The organism is Deltaproteobacteria bacterium IMCC39524 (assembly GCA_029667085.1).
GTDB lineage: Bacteria > Desulfobacterota > Desulfuromonadia > Desulfuromonadales > BM103 > M0040.
The window spans coordinates 249,958-276,213 of record JARUHJ010000001.1 but is presented as its reverse complement, the minus strand read 5'-3'; the positions used below and the strand labels follow the sequence as shown (position 1 = coordinate 276,213).

Below are 26,256 nucleotides of genomic sequence, written 5' to 3'. Positions count from 1 at the left end.
CTGGTATCAATCAAAGTCAAGGATGTAAAACAGATCAATACCGCTTTCGGTGCCCAAGGTCGAACTGATTTCCCAGGATTCGGACAGACGCTTGCGGAAACGAACCCCGCCATTATCATTCAGTAAACCATCGAGATCTAATTCGACAATACCATAATCGGCAAAGGCCCCACCGTAGTTGGGGATAAGAGCTCCAGCGCCGATAGCCAGGGCATCACCTTCCTCGCTATCTCTGCTGATAGGCCTGCCCATGAAGAGATAGCCGAGGATATCTCTTTCTGGCATAGCAGGATTTGAAGCCAGGGACACAACCGGGTTTTGTGCAGTACCCGTAATATGGACTCCGGCCTGGACCCTGCCAACATCTCTCGCAGCGAAGACCCGTAGCTTGGGATTAACGAGAGGATCGCCAGAATAGCTCATCACCCCTTGCTTGATCGCCAGGCTTGTCCCGTAAGCCTTGTAAGTGCCGCCGACCAGGCGAATCTCGCCCCAACCTGCCAGATGTCGCTTCTCGTCCCTGGTAATTGTGACACCACCCTCAAGCCTTGTTTCCACCCCTTCGGTCTTGACCTTCACATTCTCACCAAGCTCAACAATCACCTGGATATCCGTATCGAACTGTAATTTCTTACGTTCATCAGTTTCTTGTCCTGAGATGACGACGTCATCACTGGGGACGGAATGCTCCCCGGTTGACTTATCAATCAGATTCATCTCAGGAATCAGGATACTGCCCTTTACCTCCGAACGTGATAAATCTCCACTGAATCTCAAATCAGGGCTGGCGAAAAGTTGTAATTCAGGGAAATTATAGAGATGCAGACGCTCTCCCGACACCTCAAAGCTGTAATCTTTGAGCTTCCATTGATCAAATTTTACGAGACCTGAGCCAAGCAGCTCCCCCTCTCCAGCTTTTAAAAGCAGCTTGTCGAGATGAATTTCATCATCTTGTAAAGATATGTGCAACAACAGATCATCTATGGTGGCTCCAGTAAATGGCAGATAAGCGCCTGCGTCTGACACCTCCAGGGTTCCCGAAAACTGTGGAGAGGTTAAGGAGCCGGAGATACGCAGATCACTGGTAACCTCTCCCCGCACATCCTGGAGCACACCAGAAGCAAAGAATGGAATGATTTCGGAGAGTTGCGCGCCACCTTTAAGGTCAGCCGTGATCGGCCCGTCGGTTTTAAAATCGAATGGCCAATGGGCTGAGAAGGGAAGCTGCCAACGGCCGTGCAAATCGCCCCCTGACTCCAGTTGCAACGCCAGTTGTCCCTCCAGGTGACTGCCCTGCCAATTCCAATCCACTTCAGCACCTTGAAAAGCACCAGCCACCTGACCGTCTTGAAGCTTCCAGGCTATCGTGTCATCAACGGCACCGAACTCCCCCCGGAAGGCAATGTCGCCATTCTCACGCCAATAGCCACTGGAGCTGCCACGAATCAAGCCGACAAGATCAACCTTATCGGTCAGGAAAGGCGTTAAGGAGCGCAGGTCGAAATTGTCAAGCGACAGCTCAACGTCGCCTGAGACCGGCCAGCGGTAAGCCGGGTCTGCTGACGAAGTCATCTTTACAGACAACAGGCCATCATGAACCCCTTTGACCTGTGCCTCTGAGTGAAAGTTGTTTTCTTCCCAGAACAGAGCGGCATTCAGAGCACTGAAACCGAAAACCTTTGTTCCCAGCTGCATATTTGCCTCTGCTGTGAAGTCAGCTTTGGCCTGCTGCAGTGCCCCGTCAAGAATTTCAAAATCGGCACGCCCGAGGCTGCTTCCCTGAACTTGCAACCCTTCGCGAAGTGGGCTTAGACGGTTCAGGTCAATATCTTGCCAATTCATCGCCAAAGAGAGTTGTTCAGGCAGCTCCTCTAAGCTTGGTGGTTGCGTGGAGGCCACGTTGAGTTCAATGTGTTCACCTGCCTCTGTCTTGGCTAAAAGATAAAGACCAAGGCCCGTATCAATCCATTCCAGGTTGAGGGTGACAGAAGGAATCTCGAGGGGAGAGTAATCATTTTGCAGGCTGAGATTTCCCGACAGCTGCGCCATTAATGAGACCGGTTTTTGATCGACTGTCTTCATGACGAACTGTCCCGAACTTTTGCCGGAGACAGGAAAGGGAGGATACAGGTATTCAAGCCAATCATGGCGTACGTCGGACCAGTCGAGGGACAAGCTTGAGTCCCTGGAGGCACCCAGGTCTGTGATTGCCAGCGCTAAAGAGCCACCGCTTGAACCCTCAAGAACGAAATTCTCAAGGGTGAAACTTTCATCGCTCCATGCCAGGTTTGATGGCTCCTTAAGAGACCAGGAACCGAGCCGAGAGGATTCACCTGTCAATGTCAGGAGTTGCCCTCTCCATGCCTCATCGAGGTACTTGCCTGTCAAATTGGCCTTCAGCCTGGCTGTCTGGTCATTGATCGCGAGTAAAAGATCGTGTGCTTGCAAAGAGCCGGACACTTCTGCATGCAGCTGCTCAACCTGCATGAACTCATGATGTAAATCTTCGCCATCAATAACGAGTTCTATCGGTGATTGTTTTGCCAGGTGGCGGCCCTGATAAGTGAAGCTCTCTAACGAAGCCTCATGCCAGGCGATATCAGAACCTGCTCCACTTAGCTCCCCGGTCAGATAACCCTCCGACCAACGTAGCCAACCCGAGCTGTTCAAGCTCCCGGTGAGGCCCGCGTAGATCGAGCTCAGGTCGTTTGTGGACGCATCAATATCAAGACGTTCTGCAGGTTTACCCTGCATGAACAGACGTGAGTCCTCGCTACTTAAATCGATGGCAATCTCATACAAATCACCGTGTTGCCAATCAAGCGCCAGACCTCCGGAAACGTTTGTGCCACGCAGTTGGCCATTAACAACCTTGGCACTGATGCTGGCAGTAAGAGGTGTTTCATCATAAGGAACAAAAAGCTCACCCGCGATATCCAGAGTAGCGAGCCCCTGCAGATCATTCAGGAAAATGCCGGGGTTCAGGCCGGTACCGAGAATCTTGCCGTGAATACGGTAGGAATCAATCCACCAGAGGTCCAACTCGCCTGCAAGCTGGCCTCCCAGGTAATGGCCATGCAGATTATCAAAGTTGATGCCCTGCCAGGAACCTTGTGCATCAGCCGCCAACCAAACTTTCGAAAAATCTTCTGTCTCTGTTCCAAAGCTGACCGGCCCTGAGAAATCATTCCAGTCGCCGTCGAGCGAAAGGACGCCCGGGAAATCAACCGGAACATCGATATCTTTGAACATCTGGTGATCGACCAGTTCTGCCGGCAGATGAACGTCCGCAATCATCTCCAGGTGAGGTGTTTCAAGATCCCAGTCAAAGTGACCTTTAAAATCAACGAAGGGTGAAAGGTAGCTGAACGCAGAAGAAACAATCTGCTGCCGAGAGGCGACAAATGCCCCGGAAATGGAGTCGAAGATGGTCACTGCTCCCGTCGAATCCTCAAGGATAAAATTTTCAAAGCGAAGTTCTTCTATCTCCAGGACCAGCCAGGCCGGTAAGAACCTGAGGTCATCAACGGAGAAGTCGATGGCACTCTGTTCCCCTTCACTGCCCTGGTCCTTTGAGTCCGCTATGTTTTCTGGGCTGGAATCACGAATGATAAAATGATCGACTTCAAGAAGATGGATCTGCAGAGACGTCCCCAAGACGCTGAGAGGGTCCCAATCGAGCTTGATTTTGTGAACCTCTATCTGGGTGTCCGGCCAGGCAAAGACAAGGGTGTCAATCATTAGCTCATCAGCCAGACGGCCTTCGACACGATCGCTTGTCACCTCTGCTCCTGCGGCAGATGCAACTGTATCAAGCAGCCAGACCGCTCCAGCCGTTGTGCTGAGCAACCATCCGGTGAAAGCAGTCAAGGCCAGGCCAGAAAAGAGGCTCAGCACAGATATGGCAAGAATCCAGCGTCTCATATATCGAAACCTACACTCAGATGGAGGGTCACTTTGTTCCCGGACTCACTGACGCGCGTTGCCAGGTCAATTTTGATCGGACCGATCAAAGTGTAACGACGCACACCGACCCCCGCGCCGCTGACAAACTCAGGATCTTTATCGCTGACATCAAAAGCGCTGCCGACATCATAGAAAACCGCCAGTCCCCAATCATCAGTCAAAGCATACTCGCACTCCAGGCTTCCGACCAGAAGCGAGTCCCCACCGATAACATCTCCATTTTCATCTTCCGGACCACGAGACTTATAATTATAGCCACGAACACTGTTATTGCCGCCGACAAAGAAACGCAGGGACGCTGGAAGCTCGGTGAAATCATCTTTATAGAAGGTGGTCGCTGCTTCTGCACGGCTATGCAGGGTCAATCGTTTACCGAGAGGCCACATAAAGCTGCCGGCAGCGATCACCTGGCCAAAGGTTATATCAGACAGAGGCCCATCGTAACTGCCGCGTGCTTCGTATCGAAGCTGGTAACCCTTCTTGGGATTGATCAGATCATCGTAAGAACGATGGGAAAAGCGCAGGCCAGGGATCAGTAGCTTTGATTGATTGTCATCGGTGCCGACATCACTCTCCTCAAATGAGTAGCGCAGAAAAGCAGAGCCGATTTTGTCATTATCAAAGCCGTGTTTCACCTCCATCTCAGCGTAGTAAATCTCTGTTTCGTAGGCGCTTAGATCTTCGCGGATATAGCCCAACTTGCCTATCAACTTGTTCTCGACATGTCCGGAGAGAGGGATTGTATAGCGGGTCTCAAGAGACTGGCCTTTTTCCGAGGCAAGGACGTCGAAGTTATAGACATGAGGCAACTCACTCACCTGGGTGTTTTCATAGTTGAGTGAAACCCGGGCGCCAGTGTTGGTTCCGTAACCAATGCCCGTGCGCCAATGCTGTTGTTTGCCAGTAACCAAGGTCACATGGATAGGGACCGCGAGGTCTTCGACCTGATTGAGCAGTGGTTCCATGGCGACTTCTTTAAAACGACTGGACTGGTAGAAGTTGAGACGGGTGCGATGCAGCTCCTTATGTGAGAAGGTATCACCCGTTTTGAAGGAGAGAAAGCGACGCAGAAAGTCTTCATCGAAACGATCAAGGCCGCCTTCAATGGTGACTGGACCGAACTTATAGAGCGGCCCGGTGTCGAGGGTCATCTCAATATCGGCGGCCCCTTCTTCGGCATGCACAGTAACCCGGCTCTTTTTGTAGGTTGCTTTCAGGTAGCCCAGGTCGATCGCTTTCTGGCGGAGGGCTTTTTTACCGTCTTCATAAGTTTCATGGTGTAAGACGTCTCCCGACTGCTGAGGAAATAAACGCTTTTCTTTCTGCAGTTCCTTCTCCTCGACTCCAGCGCCAACCAACCACAGGTCAAGGGATCGAACTCTTACGGGCGCTGTTGTTTTTATCTCCACATTGACAAGGTAAGAGTCACCCTGCTCCTTCAACTCGACTTTGATGTCGCTGTGGTAATAACCGAAAGGCTGAAGTGCTGTTTCAACCAGCTCAGGAACCTGATCAACAAAACGAAGGAGCCAACGCTGATAGACTTTTCCCCCACGCACGATTCCTGAAGGAAGGGCTAGAGCGGCAACAACGTTATCCTTCAGTGCTCCTTTTACACCAACGACCTGGATTTCTACGCTTGCTGGCGCAGCGAAAACCGGCGAGACAAAAAGCATTGTCGTGATAAAGAGTAAAATCAGAAGACAACTCCACCTCAGTGACAACGAAGAGAGGGAGGTATATGTCTCGTTAATTTGCGGCAAACGCATACAAGGGGATCCGATAAAGGTGGTCATTTTCAGAGGTTACAGTTGATACAATGAACATCACTTGACATTCTAACCTTATCAGCCAGAATTCCAAGAAAATAGAACCAGAACTTATTGATTTTCTTATAAACAGCGGCTCCGGGAAAGGGCCCTTTTGTGCAGGTAAGGAAACGATTGAAAATGCCAACCCTGAAAAGACCAAGCTTACTATTATTGTTACTCTTAGGTGCTTGTGCAACAGCCCCCTCAAAGGTACCAACTGCCTCTTCTTTTCAAACAACTGGGCAAACATTTGTTTTCGCCTGTAGTGATACCCTTGAGTTTGTCGCTCGAACCGACAACACAGAGGCGTGGTTGTTCCTTCCCTCAGGGACAGTGCAGTTACCATATACCGAACCAGGTTCTTACCGTAACGATCAGACGCACTTTCAAATAGATGGGCAGGAGGCTTCACTTGAGAATTCTGGCGTAAAACATCTCGGCTGCAAAAACGATCGACGCCGGGCTATCTGGGAGCACGCCAAGCTCAACGGGGCTGATTACCGAGCGGTTGGCAATGAACCAGGCTGGCACTTGGAAGTTCGCAGCCAGAAGAGCATCATTCTGATCACCGATTACGGTTCAACACGGCATGAGTTTAGATTACCAAAAGCTGAGATTGACAAGAACAGCAGGATTACAAGATATCAGTCCAAAGAATCCGGCCATGAGCTGAGTTTGATTATTTCTGGAGAGTCATGCCTTGATTCGATGAGCGGAGAGGAATTTTCCAGCAAAGCTAAGGTCGTTTTGGATGGGAAGATATTACAAGGATGTGGCCGGGCGCTGCATTGAGTGAGCTACAGAGACAAAAGTTAAATGGAGTAATCTAAACTTGGTCTGACAGACATTGCCTGATTTTGTTCCGCGCCCGCCGAATACTAAATATCCCCAGGTAATGCCAGAATGAGTTGCAACAAGACTTATAGTAAGCCTATACGCAAGACAATCATTTTTTCTAAATCGTGGTTTACAGGAATAGTCCCTTGAGTGCTATATAAGTCAGCTTGTCTCTTCTGATGTCTAGCGTTTGTTTTTATTGGACGCATATTCTGTAGAGATCGTAGCTAATGCAGAGGCAATGGCCTCAAGTTGCACATCACTCAGAAAATCCAGATTATTCATGGCGGGAAAGTGCTCAATTGATGAACGCAGACGACCAATGCGACGTTGTGGTTTGGTCGTTTTGGCGAAGAGTCTGTGACAACTGGCGCAATACTCTTCATAAAGAGATATGCCATTTTTAGTTTTTTGATTAGGTGCAATGATGTCGTTGGAGGGTTTGGGGGCACATGAAATAAGTACTACCAATCCGCTACAAAGAACGATACTCAAAAGAAATAAACGATCCACCTAGCCCCCCCCACAAAACAAAAGTTGAATTACGTTTTAACAACAATCCAGATTATGCACAAAACAAAATAATTTCATGTGCTTAGCCTAAAACTTGGCAGCAATTATATCTCAAGGAAACCCGAAAATAAAAAAGGCCGCCTGTTACCAGGGCGGCCATATTTTTGAGGATTAAATAACTTCCTATATGACTCTATAAATCAGAAGATGAATTTCGTCTTAGAAGTCGTGACTTCTGAGAGACATCCGTGGGGAGGATGAGAATCAATGCCCTGCTCTCTATTTTTTGAACATAAATAATAGAAGTTTTATGCCCGCAAAAAACATAAACCCATACATAACAATCAGCACTAAAATCTCTATTTTTTCATTCATGTTCTAGTCCCCTCCGACTAGATGATATGAGTACTTCACCATACCAAAAAAATAGCCCCACAGCCCAGGAGGTAGAGAGCGGTGGGGCAAGTTTTATATTTTTAGGAGGTTTTGAAGAAGCTTGTCTCAGACCCGCCTGCCACAGCAAGTCTTTGATTGTTGTCAATGTATCGGTTCTTTCAAGAGAAATATACGTGTGATCCCGTAAAATGCTCATCGCAGTAGAGCGAAAATGAACTGTGCAAACGCGCACCACAAGCACAACAGGCCACCAAGGATCGGACCCCGGTGGCCATAGCTGTGCCAAGGTCTTTCCCAATCTGTGACATACAGACACTACTGACACACAACGAATTTCAAAATCAATTTTACATTTTATCAACAGGGAACCAGTTAAAGCATCGGTAAGACTACCTTTTTCAAAGATCCACGCTCACTCATCTGCGCAACTTTTTTCACTGGCACGAGCATTGCTCTATCTATTCTGCCTGTAACGCGAACTATAGAACTTCCGACTAATTGAAGAGTGAGTATCAATGAAAAAAAATATCCTGGTTGCTGATGACGAAGAATGTATTCGATTCACCTTCTCTGAGTTTTTACAAGGAGAGGGGTATCACGTTGAAACAGCAGACTCATTAACCTCTTGTATCAAGCAAATGCAGCAAGAGTCTTTTGATTTACTTTTCCTGGACATAGGATTTGGCACTGAGAATGGTATTGAAGCAATTCTGAGCCTCAAAGTTCTTCAGCCAGATTGCAGAATTGTAATCATCACAGGCAGTCCTCGCCTGAAGTCACTGGTTGAGGCGAAGAGACACGGTGCCATTGACTACCTTGTTAAACCCGTCCACCAAGCAAGCCTGATATACAATACGAAGAAGGTTCTGGCCTGCTAAGTGACAATTTGAGTGTTCAAGGAGTGTTTCATTAATGTGCACCGAGGCAGGGTTTCTTCTCCGAAACTTCTCAGGGGCGTGTCTAGATTATCATTCTCAAAAATGGAGAAACTTGTTATTGGCTTTTAGTGACTAGGGAGTGGATACACTCCTGGAGAGTTAACTATAGATAATTAAATGATTTTTACTTCACAAAGGCGTTTGAATAGCTTAAATTTCCAAAAGCTTAATTTTATTTTAAGAGGTGTTATGTCCTGCGAACATTCTAAAGACTGTAGCTATTACAAAACTTATCGATACAAGTCGAGCGATAGACAATCTCGTTTGCTTGTGGAAAGTTATTGTGAAGGGACTTTGCATACACTTTGTCGACGCTTACAATGCAGTATTGATTTTTGTAGAGAAGCCCCTGAGGACCTTGCTCCCAATGGCTATCGCGTTGGGACGCACAAGAAAATGAGTACCGACAAGACCCGAAAGTTTGAAAGGTACAAAATCAAAGAAGGTGCTTGCATGCTTCAAATGCTAGGCACCAAAAAGACTTTTAGTGCGCAGATTATTGATATAAGCGAAGGTGGGGTTCGGCTCGAACTGAACATTCATCCCAAAGAACTCGATCTCTGTTCTGAGAAGAGTCTACTCAAAGTCCTCGGTTACTCTGTAGAGGCTATCCCATTTCCCCTCACCAAGGAAGTCGTCAAACCGGTTTGGCAAAAAGATCAGGTTATGGGTTGCTCTTTTGTGTCTACCCCGTCTTAGTCAAAGTCTTTAAGCTCTACCACCAAGCTCCAGCCACCCCCGGTTGGGGCTTTACTATTTATCTCGCATCGTTTTGAAGTATTAAGACGGATTGGGCCAAAAGCAGAATTACTACTGATCCTGATAAACAATAAAAGGCCACCAAGGATCGAGCCCTGGTGGCCATAGTTTTGTGTATTAACCTCTCAAGAATAAGCCGATTTCCCTCCCAGAAGTCGTGATTTATATGATTGGGGTCTTTCTACAGCCACAACGCCTGGCCCCAGAGGCAAGCAACTTAATTGGCACCTTCCCCGACAGGGATGAGAAGAATCGTCGGCCCGTCGCCGAGGTAGGCATCATCCGTTGGCTGAAGCTTATTCACATTCATCAGTGAGTGAAGTGAGTCGACATATGCCTGGCCACGTTCGGAGTATTTAGTTAGCGTGTTTGCAAGCTCCCATCCAGTCACTTTTTTTCCCGTTTTACGAAGCTCAGCTCGCCGTGCCCGCAGCCCTTTATAGGCTTGGTGAGTGTTTAAGTTATGCATGTAGGCGACAACTGACTCCAGCGGTGTATCATATGAGGCGATCTTGTAGTTTCCGAGTTCAGAACGCTGCTGTAAGGGCGTGACGCCCTTATCATCCCAGGTCCACATACCAAACAATGCATTCCCCGCAGCTGCGAAACGGGAGGTGCCCCAGCCGCTCTCTTCTGCAGCCTGGGCTAGCACTAGAGACGGTGGTAATGTGTCGACACGACGAAGTAGCTTGTCTTGTAATACGCGATCAGCAAAATCAGCGTCGCCCTCGATCACTTTGTAGGCAGCCGCTGTCTCGCGCAAGAAGGTCTGATCCTCGGAGCTGACCTCATCACCTCCTTGTAGCGCTTTGATGATTAACAGGACACGGTCCCGGTCGGCCTGAATGAGTTCATTGGAGTGCAAAACCAGGGGCCCGAGAAGCCGGAAAAATACTCGTTTCTTGGTCAACACGTCAAGCTCTTTGGAGGTCTTGTCACGCCAGCGAGGGGGGATGTTGGTGATGTATAGTCTGGGCACTTCACGAATGCCCGCTTGCCACGTCTCCGGCGTGTAGTTGAGGTCATTAATGAGCTGTTCAAGCTGCGCTCCAGAATCGAACTCGAAGCGCTCAAACGGGCGATCTGAGGAGACTCCGGAAGGAGGAGCGACCTTCTGTTCTGCGCTATCGCAGGCAATCTGGAATCCAAGGAGGCCGATCACTACGAATATTGTCACCGTCAAACGCACTGTTGAGACCTTCATAAATGAACCATCCTTATGCTGTGCTCTTGTGATGATAACTTATGCTGGCAAAGTTGGGCTTATGCTATCTCAAACAGAAGTTATGCTCTTAGCTTAAGAACGGCCACTTGGATCATCTCCAGATGGCCTTTCTATTTTACAAGGTTTAAGATGGATTTTCTGCTATTCCTCTTTTTTCGTTTTCATCCCCTCGATTTCATCTAATGTTTGGCGAAATGTATCTTGAAATGGGCCACTAAGATCTACAGCACGCTGTGCAGCGCTCAAGGCTTCATTCCGTTTACCCTGTTCCGCCAAGACATAAGCTAAATTGTTATAGGCTAAACCATTTTCAGGTTGAAGCTGTATCGCTTGATAGAAAGCATTCGCAGAGGAGTCGAATTCATGCAAATTGTATTTGCTATTACCAAGGCCCATCCAGGCGATGAAACTTTTATTCCATCTTTCCAAAGCTGTCATATAACCGGTTGCGGCAGTCTGCCACTGCCCTGCCTTCTCTAACCCCGAGACGGCACTAAGCCACTTATCTTCTTCGGCAATCGCTGGTAGTCGGGTTGGAGGTTGGACCAAAAGCCCCCAGTAGTCACTACGCTTCCAGATATTATTGAAGGTCCAAAAACTAATGACTTCCCTGGCCGTAGGACCTGAATGGAGCAGAACCTCTTCCTTCTCTTGATCATAGCCAATGACAACGGCATAGTGCCATTGTGGATACCAGGATAAACCGAGATTGACCAGAACAATAACTGGATGGCCGGCCGATATCTCGGTTATCAGTGCGTCAATGCCTTCAATGGGGTATGCAACCCGACCATGCCTGCGGGCTGATCCAATCAGGGAGTTCTGTAGGCTGCCTTTGAGACCGGGAGTATAGACCTCGGAAGATAGCTCGGATGGCTTAACAGTAACCCCGCTCCAGTTTAAAACCATCGCAAGAGCTGCCGGACCGCACTGCAAATCATCCTGAGCAAAAAAAGGCACATCTTCAACCATGGCCTTCGTTGGTCTTCCAGAACGCTCGGACAAGTAACCCGGCGGGGTAAGGCTACATCCTGTAAGCACACTACACAGAGCCAAAAACAACAGGCCGGCAATCAACCGATTGCCGACCTGATTCAAAGGCATACCCTGTTTACACTTACCGTGAGTGGTTAACGAAAGGAAAAACATGTGTTAAACCGACAAGGTCAGTAATAAGTAAGACCAGGAAGATTAATACTACCGCACCGACGACTGCGCCAACACCACCGGCACCAGCAGGCAATTGATCTATGGAACTAGCCAGGCTAGCTAATTCTTCATCCGAAAGGCTGTCAACCCTCTGTTGGGCTTCGACAGGATCAACCCCATACTCAGTCATTATCTGCTTTACATCTTCTCGTGCCATGAAGTCAGCAACCTGAGCCTGTTGGTCTAATGCCTGCTGCTCTGCGATCATGGCATCCGTACCGACCATCTTCGCCTGTGCATTGGGGACATTAAAGTTAAGTAAACAGAATGAAACAACCAAAAGAAGACTTACCGGACGCATGAGTTTCTTTAGCATAAACTTCCTCCTTTTCAATTGAGTTTAAATTCAAACTGTACATTTCCAATTTTAAATAATACAACCAAACGGTAACTTTACAATGTCAAGTCTCCAGATTGTTGAATTTCAGTAATTCTCTTCAAAGAACAGACAATATCCTCGCTGATCCTGACATAAAAGAAAACGGCCACCCAGAATTGTTCCAGGTGGCCTTAGCTTTGTTTATTAATCAGCTTCCTAAATGTCTCTGATATGGCTGAGTTTAGTAATCCAACTTCTTGGGCGCCTCTTCCATCATCCCTTCCTGCTCACCATATTCAGGTGCAAGACCGAAGAACTCTTGCTTCTCGACGTCTGGTGACAGGAGCCGCAGCGTTTCAGGATCAGGAGTCCCGCTGCTGGTCAGCTGGTTATCGATCTGGAACTGCCGGATCGCTTCGGTGGTACTCGACCCGATCATGCCGTCAGGTTCTCCGACGATGTAACCCTGGTCATTGAGTAACTTCTGTAACTCTCTAACCTGATCCACATTAAGGGGTTGAGCAGCCATTTCTTGGGTTGTCGCCTCCATGGCCGTGCCTTCCATGTGGCCCTCGACAGCCGAACTCCCGGCATCTTTTGCGTCCATTCCGCTGCCCATAGCCAAACCCGCAAGCAGCAGGCCCGCAATGGAGACCATGGCTGTGGTGTAGATAGTTCGTTTCATCATTCTTCTCCCTTCAGTTTGTCAACTCTCTATTTAAGAGATGACAAGCAATGAGCCCCATGCCCAGGGCAACAGCTTGGAGCTTTGGTAAAAACAACTTTTGCTCGATCTTATGCCCTGCGTACAAGGATTATCAGAGGTAAAACCAGTGTCAATTAGCACAAAGTTGCAAGAAAGGGATTTTTAAGTTTGAAGTGTTTTGGAACAAACTGTGAGGGTGCAGACGCTTTCTGGTACGGCAAGGACCCCGGCTCAACAGGAGATACAAATCGCAAATCAGGTGCGATTGTCAGATACCAGAGGCAGGCTTTCGAGGAGGCTTTGAGGGACGATGACGGTAATGCCGACAGAACGCTTGTCAGAAGTCGACGATACCGGAACATACGAAAGGTTTACTCCAGCTATGTCATTAGCCGGGGTTTGAATTTCGTCTGATTCGATAACTTCCAGAATGTCATAGAGATGGGCCAGGCCAATGGTCAGAATAGAGCTCTGCGGCACATCACTGTTCTGGCTGTTAGACTGCGATAGAGCCTTCGCTCTTTGCAGAATCGCGGCTGAACGGCGTTTCTGCAGAGATTCAATCTGACCGTCGAGGATCAACCCCTGCTGGGTGTCGTCGACCTGACTGGTAAGGATGGCATCACGTACCTTTTGATAAAGCACACGGTCTTCAACCTGCTTGAGGTTGATGCCATATTGTTGATGAAGCAGAAGTTCAGCATTAACGAAGCTCGAAGTATCAGCCAACCATCGTGTCAGCGTCGCGCTATCGAGCCACTCGTCGGGGCCTGCAGCCGGATTAGTGGCGGGGCGGTTACCGAAAAATCCTTCAGGAAGCAACATGGCAACAGGCCGACGACGGATCAGCCATTCACAAATCTGGAAGGTCTGAACCTGTGCCTGCAGTGTGGCGTCACCGTTGGCACCGCTGATCATGCTGCGATGACTGTTGGCGATGATGAACAATTGCGCGGGGGCACTGCCTTGCGTCTGGTAGACAACTGTACCGAATTCAGAGGGCAAATCGGTAATCGACTCGGCCCGCAGATTCGTTCCCCACAGCAAACAGGGCAGAACCAGAGCCAACAGCACCACCATGCGGCAGAGGATTGAATGTGGAAAGAAGAACCGATCAGGTTCTGTAGAGAGGGGTGATAGAGTTTTTTCGCGCATCTGGTAATTCCGCCATCCTGGGACCGAAGCCCTGTAGACCGGTAATTTTGCGTCTCCATCTTTCGATGGATTTGCCTTTTTCAGACAAGCCCGAAGGTTTGTTTATGGCGTGCAACTTATGTTTAACCTGCCACAGACATAGTTGTCCTGTCAATGCCTAACAAAGATAATACGTCTATTTTTCAAGTACTTACTGAAATATCCGTGTCATTAAGAGTACTTGTGAGAAATTTTCGCTGAGGCTTCTAACCAATAAGAAATGGCCGCCAAGGATCGAACCCTGGTGGCCATGATTTTGTAAAACAAATAGCTTCCTAAATACCTGTATCAACAAGAAGCCTGTTTTCGTCCCGTATGTTTTGGCATCTAAGAAAAAAGCCCCATAGCCTAAGGAGGGGGAAGAGGTCTACGGGGCAATTCTATTCAGGAGGCAAACAGTTATTTGTTCACCCTAATTTCACTTTAACATCTCGCTCAATCTTTGCATGCTTTAGCAACAAAAAAAATGTCTTATCGCTAAGGAACAGGGTCTAAAAGAGGTTTCCTCGGCTTCCGATTGATAGCGTTCAATAAGACGGCTATTCAGATTAACAGATTTACGTAATTCTTACTGACCCTCAAAAAGTTATCTCTTCCGGCAAATCACCCTCTGCGACAAACCACTCGTTAGCAGTAAAATCTTCTGTCGTAATTTGATCGAGACGGCGCTTCATATACTTGCCTTCTGCCTCCACCGCGATCTCACCATCAGGCAGGTAAAGCTCTCCCGTCCCCTCAAAAATACGCCCACGATCCTTGCTAATGCGGCTGACCGCCTTCAACTCTGAACCAAGAGGAACCGGTTTTTTATAGCGAACGTTGAGATTGACAGTCACACCAAAAGTGTTGCTGTCTGTTGTCATCATGATTGCACGGCCGATAACTTCATCGAGGATTGTCGCAGAGATACCACCATGCATCACATTGGGATAGCTCTGATGCTCATTGAGCGGGGTAAACACGGCGATGAGCTCATTGCCCTCTGTCTCGTAAAAGCGGGTTTTAAGGCCAAAAGCATTATCAACGCCGCAGACGAGGCAATTCTTGGATATATTCTGGCTATGTACAATTTTGTGGTTCATAGGGTCCCCGATGACAATAAATAAGTTTCAATCCAGATAAGACGGAACCCGTCTTGTTATCTTGGCTTTCAGGTAAAGGCTTCACAGACCCCGTCCCAAAAGGAGGACAGATCGAGAGTGAACAAAAAGAAAATGGCCGCAAGACCAAGCCCGGCAACCACTGCAAGTGCAACATAACGCTTCTTCATGTCCCCCAACCTCCTCCATGAACAAGATTTTACGAACATGTATCTAGCAGCCAGAACTGAGCGCTATTCGCCTTCTAGCAGTCTGTCGGACAATCAGGGCTGAAGCGAAAATTTGGTCGTTTGAGATCAGATTTTAGCTCATTTGAGAGTAATAGCCGTAGCTATTGGTCGAAAAGGAGCTGAAATATGGGCCAAACAAACGAATTTGCAGCCAGCTTATTGATTGTCTGACAGGCTGCTAGGTCCACTTGCTGCCGTCCAGGAGCTCAAACTCGGCATTTATAAATGGCCTGTCCTGCTGCTTGACCTGATCGATATACTCCCTGCCCGCCTCACTGGCGGTTTTCTTTTTAAGGCCCTGCTTGTTCACCTTAAGCAGTTCAAGACTCGCCTGATGCTTTCTGAGCCCTGGCAGTGGCACAGCAAGTGCGACCACCAATGCAATAAAAGCGATCAGATAGAGGAGAGTCTGATTGATCTGAATCGGCAAAGGCACCCAGAGCGCCAGGTTGAATATCAGAATACCGCCCCAGAAAATGCCCTTGAAGATCCTTGACGTTTTTTGACTTTCCGCACGCAGAGCTTTGATCTCTTTAACGGTAAGTGGTTTACCATTGTTGATGGCATCCTTAACAAGCTGCTCTATTGGATTAATCTTGCTGCGCATCTGATTTTATTTCTCCAGAGGTGGATGTTGCTGACTCTCTCTCAGTTATGGGCTGTTCAGCTTGTTGACTGGCCTCTTCTTTCGATTTCTTGCGATTGCGGGAAAAACGCAGGTAACTATTCAGCAGCCAGCCGATGGCTAGACCTGCAGAAAAAGCAAAAAGAACCAGGAGAGCGAGAGAGACATCAACCGACCCTGCCAGGTAATTTATCGAGACCAGACCAGTATTCAGATAAACAAAAAGAACCATAATAGAGATAAGAATGATACTGATGACAAGTTTGACTTTCATAGGCCGACCTCTAATAATGTGCGTATGCAAATAAACTCTGGGGAAACTTGCCAATAACAGGATTCGCGCTAATCTATTGACAGTTTATGCAACGCATTCATTTTACACGGTTTAAGGGAGAGCGTCATGAATAAATCGATCCTTTTCTTCAGTCTGTTCTTCTTGCTTGCTGTTCAGGGCCAGGCAAACGAGGCGCCCTCTTTAAGCCTGGGGAAAACCCTTTTCGAATCTACGGAACTCGGTAGCAAAGGGAAAAGCTGCCAAACCTGTCATTCTCAAGGCAAAGGCCTGGATATGATCGGAGATTTTAACGACGAAGAACTTAAGGATATTATCAACGCCTGTCTTCGTGACGCTCTAGGCGGCAAACTCATCTCTGTGGAATCCCAGGAGATGGTGGCGTTGCTTGCATACGTGAGGAAGTTTCAAAAGAGATAACAGCCACGTAGCGCGGGGAGATGGACGTGATAAACCAGACAAACAAAACCCGAAGGGGACAGATTGATTTCTGTCCCCTTCTATCTTCGTGGTTCAAGGTAAGTCGTTAAGACACGCGGCGGACAAAATATCTACGCTCAGGACGACCGACGGCACCGTAAATCAACTCTGCAGTCAGCTGGCCATTGACTGTGAGATATTCGAGATAGCGACGAGCGGTCGTGCGGCTGGTTCCGATCTTGGCTCCGACTTCCTCTGCACTGAAACCGTCAGGGTGCGGGTTTTCGAAAACTCCCTGAACCTTATTCAATGTAAATGCATCTATTCCCTTTGGCAGAGCTGGTTCTCCAGGCTGACTGTCTTTGTAGGGGTGCAGGAGGCGGTCAATATCCTTCTGGTCGAGCCTGGTCTCGGTTTGTAAGCTCCGACGATGTTCACGAAAACTCTCAAGGGCCTCCTTGAAGCGGGAGAACATGACTGGCTTGAGAATGTAGTCAAACACCCCGCCGCGCATGGCCTCTTGCAATGGTTCCAACTCCTTTGCTGCCGTGATCAGGATGACATCAGTGGCCTGACGACTGGCGCGAATTCGCCAGAGTATCTCAGTCCCTAGCCCATCGGGAAAATACAGGTCAAGCAAGACCAGGTCTGGTTCGAAAAGTTCACACATCTTTTCTGCATCTACCAGGCTGTCTGCAAGGCCAACGACGGTGAAACCGCCAACTTTTTCGGTAAAGTGTCGATGGATCTCCGCAATTTTAGGATCATCCTCAACTATCAACACGCTGAAATCCATCTCAGAACCTCCTTTGTTTCGGGATGAATACGGAGAAAAGAGCCCCGCCAAGATCACTGTCACTCAGGGTGATTTGACCGCCAAGATCCCTGAGAGCTTTCCTCGCCAGGTAGAGTCCATGGCCACGGTCGTTTTGCTTGGTCGTGAAGCCCCTTTCGAAGATCTGTTCACTTTTCTCTGCGGGCACCCCTGCACCTGAATCTTCGACTTCGAAAACCAGATCGTTGCTGACATCGGTCATAGACAGCTTGACTTTTGCTTGATGCTCACCCTGAAGAGCAGCGTCAAAAGCATTGTCGAGCAAGTTGCCAAGGATGGTTACGAGTTTTTCACGGCTGAGTTCAGACGGCACGTCTTTAAGCTGGCTGTCGGGGTCGATCTCGAACTCGATGCGCAGTTCTTGAGCGTGGTTGTACTTGCCGAGGATAAAAGCAGCCAGGACCGGAAAGGGTACAGCCTTAGCGAGAAATGCAATCAACCCTTGGTAACCCGCGGTTTCCTGGCTGATCAACTCCAGAGCCTCTTTATCATGGTCGATCTGAATCAACCCGGCAATAGTGTGGAGTTTGTTTGAGTATTCATGGGTCTGGGCTCGTAACATTTCGGAGTATTCTTTGACTTGAGAGAACTGCTTAGCGAGTATGTCAAGTTCGTCCCGGCGCCGAAAACTGGCGACAGCACCGATAATTGTATCCTGCTCAATCATCGGTACCGTGTTAATGAGCATGATGGTTCCATTCACTTCAAGTTCCTGATCATGTCTCTGCTCTCCTCCGGAGAGGATACGGCTCAATTTTGCTCCCGGAAGGACGTCTTTGATTGGTTGGCCAATAATTTGCGACTCCGAATCTTTGCCAAGGATGACAATAGCTTGCCGATTGACCACGGTGACCTTTGCATGACGATCAATGGCGACAACTCCCTCGCGGATCGAATCAATAATCGTTTCACGTTCGGTTAACAGGCGGGCAATCTGCTCAGGCTCCAGGTCAAATATCGCGCGCTTGAAACGGTTAGAGATGCTGACGGCACCAAGAATCCCGAAGACAACCAGGACACCGACAAGTACCCCCACTTTAAGTTGATGGTCATGGATGATGACACGCACATTTTCCTGAAGATAGCCTACAGAGACGACTCCGACAATGCCTCCACTCTCATCAAAGATCGGCACTTTACCCCGGATAGACGGACCGAGAGTTCCCACGGCTCGTGAAACATAGGATTCACCACGCTCAAGAGCCGGAGCATTGTCACCGCCGACCATTTTTTTACCAAGTCTATCTGGTTTCGGGTGGGAGAAACGAATGCCGTCGCGGTTGCCGATAACGATGAATTCAGCACCAACTTCCTCACGAATCTGTTCAGCAAGTGCCTGCAGCTTTCCTTCAGGTCGAGGCTTGACAATCTGATGTTTGACCATGGGCAATTGTGCCACGGTACGTGAAACCTGTAATGCCCTCTTGCCAATCTGATCCTCGAGGACTTCGCTTATCATCGCGGTATACAAACCACCGGCGATCAGGGTGAGAGAAAAGACTAACAGAAACACCAAGCAGATCATCTGAGCTTTGAGACTGGTTGGTAAGGAGCGTGATATCAGGGCGCCTGGATTGAAGCTCATAGATCTCTATCCATCTGAAAAGATTAAATTAAATCATAACCTGAAAACTGTGTGAACAGAATAGCCAAAATGGTTTTTATGCATCAAAAAATCATTATGGTGCAATTCTTTACAGTGTTCTAGCAGTTGCTAAAATACGTATACGTCAGGTAAAAAACCTGTCCTAAAACAATTACTCACTTAAACCCTTTCGGCAATGATGCCGCCCCTTGATTAATTTAAGGAGATGACAATGAAAAAACGATGGATTGGACGATCACTGATTCTGCTGGCAGTGGTCTGCATGGGGCTACCTGTAAACACCAGCTTTGCTGCTGCCGAAGTTGAAGAACTTCACTTCCTGATCCCTGGCGGGGCCGGTGGTGGCTGGGATGGCACAGCCCGTGGCGTCGGCAAGGCGTTGCTCGATTCCGGATTAGTGAAGCAAGCCTCGTTTGAAAACATGTCAGGTGGTGGTGGCGGTAAAGCCCTGAATCACCTGATCAGTACAGCAGAGAGGCAGCAAGGCACAATGCTGGTCAACTCGACGCCTATTATTATCCGTTCGTTGACAGGAGTGTTTCCGCAATCGTTCCGTGACCTGACTCCGATTTCTTCAGTCATTGCTGACTATGCGGCATTGGTGGTTGCGAAGGATTCCAAATATCAGACACTTGAGCAAGTTCTTGCCGACTTCAAAAAAGACCCACGCTCAGTCAAAATGGCCGGTGGTTCGGTTAAAGGCAGTATGGACCACTTGGTACCGGCAATGATCGTCAAGGGCGCCGGCGCCGATCCTTTAAAACTGGTCTACGTTCCTTACGATGCTGGTGGCAAAGCTATGGCTGGCCTCCTTTCCGGTGACACCCAGGTTCTTTCGACCGGTTTCGGTGAAGCTCTTGGCCTTGCCAATCAGGGTCAAGTACGCATTCTCGCTGTGACCTCTGATGAGCGTCTCTCCCAGGCCCCCGACGTTCCAACCGTTAAAGAATCAGGTGTCGATGTAACCTTCGCCAACTGGCGTGGGTTCTTCGGCGCTCCGGGCCTTCCGGAAGCCAAGGCTCAAACCTATCGCGACGTACTGAAGAAGATGTACGCTACCCCTGAGTGGGAAGATATCCGCAACAAGCGCGGTTGGCAGGATCTTTATAAGCCAGGTGCCGAGTTTACCTCCTTCCTCGAAGGCCAGGAAAAAGCGATCGGCGAAATGATGCGCGAGCTTGGCTTTATTCAATAAAAAAAACGCCTACGACAGAGACTGTTGGCCTCCCCGTGACAGGGGGAGGCCAAGGGTCACAGCAAGAAAGGTTTTTTCATGGCACGGGAAAAGGTAGGAGCGCTGGTTATGCTGCTCTTCTCAATGGCCTACGGGTCGCTTGCACTCAAAATACCCTTAAGCTTCATGGCCCAGAACGAATTCTTCACCTCGCGAACCATGCCCTACGCGCTGGCGGTGTTGGGGATGATTATTGCGTTGCTGATTCTGGTGATGCCGACAGCTGACCCTGCTGGCAAGCGCTCCCTCAAAGAGGAGACCCGTGGCATGGATTGGAAAACAGCAATTCTGCTGGTCATTGGAATGATCTTCTACGGAATGCTTATGAAGTGGCTCGGGTTTATCATCTCCTCGATACTCTTTTTATTGTGCGGTTTCTACATTCTTGGCGAACGTCGGATCAAAAGAATGCTGCTGGCCTCAATACCACTGGTCATCCTGCTCTGGTTCGTCATGTCGTCCCTGCTCGGTGTTTACATTGCACCGGGTGAACTCTTCTACACCTTGGGGGTTTTATAATGTGGGATGGAATGATTAACGGCATGCTTACCGGGATCAGCACCACGATGATCCCGATGAATATTGGCATGGTCCTGTTTGGTTGCTTTATGGGCAGCCTGATTGGCATGTTGCCGGGTTTGGGACCCATCACTGCGGTCGCACTGATGATTCCCGTGACCTACGGATTAGAGCCCTCTACCGGGATGGTACTGTTGGCCGGTGTCTACTATGGAGCCATTTTTGGTGGTTCGACCTCGTCAATCCTGATCAATGCTCCAGGTGAGGCTGCGACAGTAGCCACAGCGCTCGACGGCTACCCTTTGGCGCGCCAGGGCTACCCGGGCAAGGCATTGGCGATAGCTGCTTATGCATCTTTCTCCGGAGGAACCATCTCGGTCATCATGCTGATGTTTTTTGCGCCGATGCTGGCCAGCGTAGCGACTAGCTTCCAATCGGCGGACTACTTTGCGCTGATGATTCTTGGCCTTACAGCGGTATCGGCGTTTGCAGGTCGAGGAGGTGTCTTAAAAGCGCTCTTAATGGTTGTCCTGGGCCTGATGCTGGCTACGGTCGGCACCGACCAGACTTCAGGGGTGCAGCGTTTCACTTTCGGTTCACTGGAGCTGCTTGACGGTATCGAATTCCTGTTGCTGGCGATGGCGACCTTTGCTCTGACCGAAGCACTATCGATTGTCCTCAAACGAGATGAGTCGTCGGACAGTCTCAAGCCGAAAATGATCGGTTTCAAGAGTCTGAAAGTAACCAAAAAGGAGTTCAAACAAATCGCACCGACCATTGGCCGCTCCTCACTACTCGGCTTTATCATTGGTGTTCTGCCCGGCGCAGGAGCAACACTGGGCTCCTTCATGGCCTACGGCATGGAGCGAAACATCGCAAAGCCGGCGGACCGGGAGAACTTCGGGAAGGGCAGCTTGATCGGTCTGGCAGCACCTGAAGCAGGCAATAATGCCGCCAGCTCCGGATCCTTTGTCCCACTGCTCTGCCTCGGCATTCCCGGTTCAGGAACCACCGCGGTCATGCTCGGCGCGCTGATCGCCTACGGCATTGAGCCGGGCCCGCGCATGTTTACCGAAAGCCCCGAGGTTTTCTGGGGTGTCATCATGTCGATGTACCTGGGCAACATCTTTCTGTTGATTCTCAACCTGCCGCTGATCCCCTACTTTGCAAGGCTCCTGGCCATCCCGCGCAACCTGATGGTACCGATGATCCTGTTCTTCTCTCTGATGGGAGTCTACCTGGTCACCTTCAACGATTTTGACATTCTGATGATGGTTCTCTTCTGCGTTGCTGCCATGGCTTTGCGCCTGATGAATTTCCCGATGGCTCCGCTGTTACTCGGCTTTATCCTCGGCGGATTGATGGAAGACAACCTGCGCCGTGCACTGTTAATCTACGATGAGTCGATCAGTTTTATGTGGGAACGGCCACTGACTCTCGGAATCAACCTGGCCACCCTGTTTATTCTGTTTTTCCCGATGCTACGTTCGTTTATCGCCTCCAGGCGCAACAACACGAATAAGACCCTTTCAGAAAGCTAGCTGAAATTACATAGAAAAGACTATAAAAATGGCCGCCTTGTGAAAGGCGGCCATAGTTGCACCACTAAAAAAGTTTCAGCCGGAGCTTGCTCTCCGATTGAACCTCGTCTGTCCTACTTGCCATTTAAATCAACATCCACACCCGCAGTTGTGGCAAACCACCTTGTTGCTTCCTTCCGGTTCAATCATCTCGGGGGCAAAGGCAATTCGGGAGACACCACGACGGATATCTTCGAAGAAATCACAATCATTACTCTGGCCGATAATGTGTCCGAGGCAAAGGTTGCCGATGCTGTCTTTGGGGGAACGCAGGCGGATAAGATTCAACATGTCACCGTAGCCCTTAACTTCAAGTAGAGTGTCAAGTTCTTCACGGTAACTGACTGTAATTCCGAGGGTTGATAGGTCAGTACTAAGTTTCTCAACAAACCCATCAATTGCGCCAAAATCAACGTCTGGTGACCACTCATTGTTGGTAAGATGACAACCGTAAAGCACAACTGTGATCTCTTTCTGCATTGTCATGATTATTCTGCGCTTTTCATTGAACCGTTTTGCGCGGCCGGCGTAACGGTTAGACGTGGATCAAGGGAAGAACGTTTGAGTACGACCCGGCTGACACCGGCGATACCAGGACGGCGATAGAAGATTTCAACCTGGCTGTCGACCGGCCCCCAAAGGTGCTCCGAAACAACCACACCAAAGTCACTTCCCTGCAAAGGAAAATCATCAACCTGAAATATCAGGTCACCTGGCAAGACACCTTTTTCTGACGCAGGCGTCTCCTCAAGAACATTCAGCACCACAAGCTCACCTGTGATAGTCGGGACAACTTGCAGGCCGACGCCACCAAACCTCTGCTCTTCCGCAGAGACACTCGTGACTGGCACCAGGAGAAACAATCCCAGCAGCAAGAAGGCAACAAAAGGGTTCATAGTTGGTCTATCCAGGAGATATCACCGCAGCCTTCGCGTAAGACTTCGATACGGTCGCCAATCAAGCTGATAACAGTTGAAGGGTCGCCATATCGTATGCCACCGTCAATAACGATATCCAGCTGTTTACCCATGATCGTATCGATCTCTTGCGGGTCGTGCAAGGGTGTTTCTCCGGTAAGGTTCGCGCTGGTCGTAACCAGGGGGTGACCGAGCTCGCGCACGATCGCCATCGCGATCTCATCGTCAGGAATACGGATACCGACGGTCTTCTGACGGGTCGTCAGACTATCGGGGACGATGCGGGTTGCCTCCAGTACGAAAGTATAGGGACCCGGCAGGTGACGCTTCATAATCTTGAAAGCAAAATTACTGACGTGAGCATAATTGGCTGCGTCTGAGAGGTCAGCGCAGATAAATGAGAATGGTTTGCGAGATTCTCGCTGCTTGATCTTGTAAATGTTCTTGATACCGCGGCTATTGAAGATATTGCAGCCGATACCGTAGGTCGTATCTGTTGGGTAAGCAATCAGCCCACCCTGCTTCAGGGTTTCAACAATACGATCGATAAGGCGTCCCTGGGGATTGTCGGGATTGACATGAAGTAGCATAACCCTCTCCTCATTGAGTGGCAGTACAACGGAAACAGACTACAACAAATATTTCAAACCATCAATTTTCCGCAGTTGAGCGTAAACTTCTTCCATCTGTGTGCGATTCTGCAAGGTCACCAGGACGCTGACGCATTGGTACTTACCTGCAGAGCTTGGACGTGTCTTCATGGCCTGTCGGGAGACCTGAACAACCTTGGCGACAGCAGATTCTACCTGGCTAAAGAAAGAGCTGCCCTCTCCACCGGGGCCAAACGCCTTGAACTCAAAGTGACAGGGGAACTTAATCAGCTCCTGTGAAGAATCAGAGGGAATCATGACTTGCCGTTGACTCCCGTATGTCCGAACCCGCCTGAGTTACGCGTTGAATCATTCAACTCAGAGGCTTCAACGAGGGCCGCCTGGGTAACCGGAGCGATAATCAACTGTGCGACACGGTCACCGGGTTGAAACTCAACCGGTTCTGAGCCATGGTTGATGATAATAATACCAATTTCACCGCGGTAATCCGCGTCGATGGTGCCGGGCGAATTAACGAGAGCAATACCCTTTTTCAGGGCCAATCCGGATCGTGGACGAACCTGGCCTTCAAAGCCGGGAGGGATCTCCATAGCCAGCCCGGTTGGCAAAAGAGTGCGCTCACCGGGGGCAAGGGATAACGGAGACTCAATCACAGTGCACAGGTCCATACCTGCGGCATGCTCGGTCATGTAGCCTGGGATTATTGCGGCTGGATGTAGTTTTTTGACTTTGACTTGAATCATAAGCCCCTCAAATGCATTTAAAAAATCTGGTTATCTACTTCGCTCCACAAATAGCCATAGGGTCTTAAACTTTTTTTGAACAGGGATATACAGGATGTATAGGATAAAACCATAAGAAACAAACATTAGTGGTTTCTCCACACTCCGAAGATTTTGACTTTATCCTTTTTATCCTGCCTATCCCTGTTATTAATATTTCTTTTGATCTTAAAACCTCTTGATTTGTAAGGATAAAATGGTTGCCTGCTAACCTCGATAAGTTAGTTGAGTGAAGTAGATAACCACATAAAAAAAGGATAAGGCCCAATAGCTCTCAACTCTCAACTCTCAGCTCTCAGCTCTCAGCTCTCAGTTCTCAGTTCTCAGCTTACAGCTTACATCTTACACCCTTAAAGCTGCCCTACCCTATCTGTAGGTCGATATCAGGGAAATCAGAACGCTTAACCCTTCCGGTTACCTGCAGGTTAAGCGTGTCGTTTACAAAAAGAGTTTCGGCCAAATACTGGACCAGGTCAACAGTGACAGCATCAATCATCGCTTCACTTTCCTCAATGCTGATGCCGACATTACGCAAAAAAAGCTCATTCTTGGCTAAGCGGGTCATGCGATTGTCCATGCTCTCCATAGAGAGCAGCATGCCGCCCTTCAGATAATCTTTGGCACTTTGCAATTCATCATATCCGACCGCCTCATGGCGCAGACGCGTCAGTTCATCGAGGATGGTACGTGTCACCTGTGGAGCGCCCTCTGCTGAGGTCCCGGCATAGACGATAAATGCGCCGCTATCGGAATGATTGTGATGATAACTGTAAACCGAATAGGCAAGACCAAGCTCTTCACGAACCTTTTGAAATAGCCGTGAGCTCATATTGCCGCCTAGGATGGTGTTGAGCAGGTAGGTTCCGTACCGGTCCTCATGATTTTGTGGCAGGCCTTCAACTCCCAGACAAATGTGGGTCTGCTCAAGGTCACGGTTCACAACCTCTATCCGGCGGCTAACAACCGGGACAGCAGATTTCTGTTGAACACCTTTTTCAGGGACATTTTTGAGAGAGTGTTCAACAAGGGCAACAAGTTCTTCGTGATCGAGGTTTCCGGCAGCCACGACACAGATATTCTTACCGACATATCTTTGCCCCATAAAGTCGAGCATCTGCTGGCGGTCAATGTCACCAACAATCTCTGGCGTGCCTATCACGGGCCGGCCCAGAGAGTGGCCAGACCAGAAGTTGCTGGTGAACTGGTCGTGGATCGATTCTTCAGGGCTGTCGTCAATCATGGCGATTTCCTGAAGAATAACGCGACGTTCTTTTTCAATATCGTCGAGATCGAATTTGGAATTGCAGATCAGGTCACCGAGCAGATCAACCGCCATCGGCATCTTCTCAGCGAGGATTTTAACGAAATAACAGCTGAATTCACGACTGGTAAAGCCGTTGAGGAGTCCGCCGACTGAATCGACTTCTCGGGCGATAGCCTGCGCACTGCGCCGGTCTGTGCCCTTGAAAAGCATATGTTCTATAAAGTGGGAGATGCCGCTGATTTCGGCGGGTTCATGGCGTGAGCCATTGTTCACCCAGACACCGAGTGAAACAGAATGGCACCCGGGCACTTTCTCGGAAAGCACCCGGATGCCATTATTGAGGGTGGTACGTTGAATCATATATTTAG

26 protein-coding genes and 1 riboswitch are annotated in these 26,256 nt (G+C 49.1%); of the genes, 7 read left to right on the top strand and 19 right to left on the bottom strand.

What is annotated here, in order from left to right:
- Positions 1-6: 6 nt before the first annotated feature.
- Together P9J64_01260 and P9J64_01255 are read right to left on the bottom strand one after the other, a co-directional pair.
- Positions 7-3,924 (bottom strand): translocation/assembly module TamB domain-containing protein, encoded by a 3,918-nt coding sequence (locus tag P9J64_01260; protein ID MDG5466945.1) that lies wholly within the window; start codon positions 3,922-3,924, stop codon positions 7-9.
- Positions 3,921-5,735 (bottom strand): autotransporter assembly complex protein TamA, encoded by a 1,815-nt coding sequence (locus tag P9J64_01255; GenBank protein ID MDG5466944.1) that lies wholly within the window; start codon positions 5,733-5,735, stop codon positions 3,921-3,923. Before P9J64_01255 ends, P9J64_01260 begins: the two co-directional genes overlap by 4 nt.
- A gap of 180 nt (positions 5,736-5,915) precedes the next feature.
- On the opposite strand from P9J64_01255, the gene P9J64_01250 reads away from it, so the two are divergent.
- Positions 5,916-6,569: a hypothetical protein gene (locus tag P9J64_01250; GenBank protein ID MDG5466943.1), complete on the top strand. Its 654-nt coding sequence runs from the start codon at positions 5,916-5,918 to the stop codon at positions 6,567-6,569.
- A gap of 228 nt (positions 6,570-6,797) precedes the next feature.
- Here P9J64_01250 and P9J64_01245 read toward each other — a convergent pair whose 3' ends face one another.
- Positions 6,798-7,127: a cytochrome c gene (locus P9J64_01245; protein MDG5466942.1), complete on the bottom strand. Its 330-nt coding sequence runs from the start codon at positions 7,125-7,127 to the stop codon at positions 6,798-6,800.
- Between the two features lie 911 nt (positions 7,128-8,038).
- On the opposite strand from P9J64_01245, the gene P9J64_01240 reads away from it, so the two are divergent.
- Together P9J64_01240 and P9J64_01235 are read left to right on the top strand one after the other, a co-directional pair.
- Positions 8,039-8,401 (top strand): response regulator, encoded by a 363-nt coding sequence (locus tag P9J64_01240; GenBank protein MDG5466941.1) that lies wholly within the window; start codon positions 8,039-8,041, stop codon positions 8,399-8,401.
- 456 nt (positions 8,402-8,857) lie between these two features.
- Complete coding sequence (locus P9J64_01235; protein ID MDG5466940.1) at positions 8,858-9,160, top strand: PilZ domain-containing protein; 303 nt, start codon at positions 8,858-8,860, stop codon at positions 9,158-9,160.
- A 277-nt stretch (positions 9,161-9,437) separates the two neighbouring features.
- Here P9J64_01235 and P9J64_01230 read toward each other — a convergent pair whose 3' ends face one another.
- The 8 genes from P9J64_01230 to P9J64_01195 all read right to left on the bottom strand — a co-directional run bounded on the left by P9J64_01230 (position 9,438) and on the right by P9J64_01195 (position 16,102).
- Positions 9,438-10,424, bottom strand: a complete 987-nt coding sequence (locus P9J64_01230; GenBank protein MDG5466939.1) for a glucosaminidase domain-containing protein — start codon at positions 10,422-10,424, stop codon at positions 9,438-9,440.
- Positions 10,425-10,586: 162 nt separating this feature from the next.
- On the bottom strand, positions 10,587-11,417 hold the full coding sequence (locus tag P9J64_01225) for a PA2778 family cysteine peptidase (GenBank protein MDG5466938.1): 831 nt from the start codon (positions 11,415-11,417) through the stop codon (positions 10,587-10,589).
- 145 nt (positions 11,418-11,562) lie between these two features.
- Positions 11,563-11,970 (bottom strand): PA2779 family protein, encoded by a 408-nt coding sequence (locus tag P9J64_01220; GenBank protein ID MDG5466937.1) that lies wholly within the window; start codon positions 11,968-11,970, stop codon positions 11,563-11,565.
- A 244-nt stretch (positions 11,971-12,214) separates the two neighbouring features.
- Positions 12,215-12,661: a peptidoglycan-binding domain-containing protein gene (locus tag P9J64_01215; protein ID MDG5466936.1), complete on the bottom strand. Its 447-nt coding sequence runs from the start codon at positions 12,659-12,661 to the stop codon at positions 12,215-12,217.
- 273 nt (positions 12,662-12,934) lie between these two features.
- On the bottom strand, positions 12,935-13,834 hold the full coding sequence (locus P9J64_01210; protein ID MDG5466935.1) for a hypothetical protein: 900 nt from the start codon (positions 13,832-13,834) through the stop codon (positions 12,935-12,937).
- A riboswitch (cyclic di-GMP riboswitch) is annotated at positions 13,834-13,920 on the bottom strand. It overlaps the preceding gene by 1 nt.
- A 531-nt stretch (positions 13,921-14,451) precedes the next feature.
- Entirely contained in the window at positions 14,452-14,955 is a 504-nt protein-coding gene (locus P9J64_01205) for a PaaI family thioesterase (protein MDG5466934.1), read from the bottom strand.
- A 426-nt stretch (positions 14,956-15,381) separates the two neighbouring features.
- Positions 15,382-15,810: a hypothetical protein gene (locus P9J64_01200; GenBank protein MDG5466933.1), complete on the bottom strand. Its 429-nt coding sequence runs from the start codon at positions 15,808-15,810 to the stop codon at positions 15,382-15,384.
- Complete coding sequence (locus P9J64_01195; GenBank protein MDG5466932.1) at positions 15,794-16,102, bottom strand: LapA family protein; 309 nt, start codon at positions 16,100-16,102, stop codon at positions 15,794-15,796. Before P9J64_01195 ends, P9J64_01200 begins: the two co-directional genes overlap by 17 nt.
- A 126-nt stretch (positions 16,103-16,228) precedes the next feature.
- Here P9J64_01195 and P9J64_01190 point away from each other — a divergent pair, with 126 nt between their 5' ends.
- Entirely contained in the window at positions 16,229-16,540 is a 312-nt protein-coding gene (locus P9J64_01190; protein MDG5466931.1) for a cytochrome C, read from the top strand.
- A 106-nt stretch (positions 16,541-16,646) separates the two neighbouring features.
- Here P9J64_01190 and P9J64_01185 read toward each other — a convergent pair whose 3' ends face one another.
- Both P9J64_01185 and P9J64_01180 read right to left on the bottom strand, forming a co-directional pair.
- Entirely contained in the window at positions 16,647-17,336 is a 690-nt protein-coding gene (locus tag P9J64_01185; protein ID MDG5466930.1) for a response regulator, read from the bottom strand.
- 1 nt (position 17,337) lies between these two features.
- Complete coding sequence (locus P9J64_01180) at positions 17,338-18,960, bottom strand: sensor histidine kinase (GenBank protein ID MDG5466929.1); 1,623 nt, start codon at positions 18,958-18,960, stop codon at positions 17,338-17,340.
- 283 nt (positions 18,961-19,243) lie between these two features.
- Here P9J64_01180 and P9J64_01175 point away from each other — a divergent pair, with 283 nt between their 5' ends.
- The 3 genes from P9J64_01175 to P9J64_01165 all read left to right on the top strand — a co-directional run bounded on the left by P9J64_01175 (position 19,244) and on the right by P9J64_01165 (position 22,275).
- On the top strand, positions 19,244-20,176 hold the full coding sequence (locus tag P9J64_01175; GenBank protein ID MDG5466928.1) for a tripartite tricarboxylate transporter substrate-binding protein: 933 nt from the start codon (positions 19,244-19,246) through the stop codon (positions 20,174-20,176).
- Positions 20,177-20,254: 78 nt separating this feature from the next.
- Positions 20,255-20,734 carry a tripartite tricarboxylate transporter TctB family protein gene (locus P9J64_01170; protein ID MDG5466927.1) on the top strand — a complete coding sequence of 160 codons (480 nt, stop codon included), beginning with the start codon at positions 20,255-20,257 and terminating at the stop codon, positions 20,732-20,734.
- Positions 20,734-22,275 carry a tripartite tricarboxylate transporter permease gene (locus tag P9J64_01165; GenBank protein ID MDG5466926.1) on the top strand — a complete coding sequence of 514 codons (1,542 nt, stop codon included), beginning with the start codon at positions 20,734-20,736 and terminating at the stop codon, positions 22,273-22,275. The genes P9J64_01170 and P9J64_01165 overlap by 1 nt, the downstream gene beginning before the upstream one ends.
- A gap of 129 nt (positions 22,276-22,404) precedes the next feature.
- Here P9J64_01165 and P9J64_01160 read toward each other — a convergent pair whose 3' ends face one another.
- The 6 genes from P9J64_01160 to P9J64_01135 all read right to left on the bottom strand — a co-directional run bounded on the left by P9J64_01160 (position 22,405) and on the right by P9J64_01135 (position 26,248).
- Positions 22,405-22,800, bottom strand: a complete 396-nt coding sequence (locus tag P9J64_01160) for a hypothetical protein (GenBank protein MDG5466925.1) — start codon at positions 22,798-22,800, stop codon at positions 22,405-22,407.
- Positions 22,801-22,802: 2 nt separating this feature from the next.
- Positions 22,803-23,210, bottom strand: coding sequence for a PDZ domain-containing protein (locus P9J64_01155; GenBank protein ID MDG5466924.1), 408 nt, complete (start codon positions 23,208-23,210; stop codon positions 22,803-22,805).
- Entirely contained in the window at positions 23,207-23,821 is a 615-nt protein-coding gene (locus tag P9J64_01150) for an L-threonylcarbamoyladenylate synthase (protein ID MDG5466923.1), read from the bottom strand. The genes P9J64_01155 and P9J64_01150 overlap by 4 nt, the downstream gene beginning before the upstream one ends.
- Before the next feature lie 39 nt (positions 23,822-23,860).
- Entirely contained in the window at positions 23,861-24,139 is a 279-nt protein-coding gene (locus tag P9J64_01145) for a DUF493 domain-containing protein (protein MDG5466922.1), read from the bottom strand.
- Positions 24,136-24,585 carry a dUTP diphosphatase gene (dut, locus tag P9J64_01140; GenBank protein MDG5466921.1) on the bottom strand — a complete coding sequence of 150 codons (450 nt, stop codon included), beginning with the start codon at positions 24,583-24,585 and terminating at the stop codon, positions 24,136-24,138. Before dut ends, P9J64_01145 begins: the two co-directional genes overlap by 4 nt.
- Before the next feature lie 400 nt (positions 24,586-24,985).
- Positions 24,986-26,248, bottom strand: coding sequence for a pitrilysin family protein (locus tag P9J64_01135; GenBank protein ID MDG5466920.1), 1,263 nt, complete (start codon positions 26,246-26,248; stop codon positions 24,986-24,988).
- Positions 26,249-26,256: the final 8 nt, after the last annotated feature.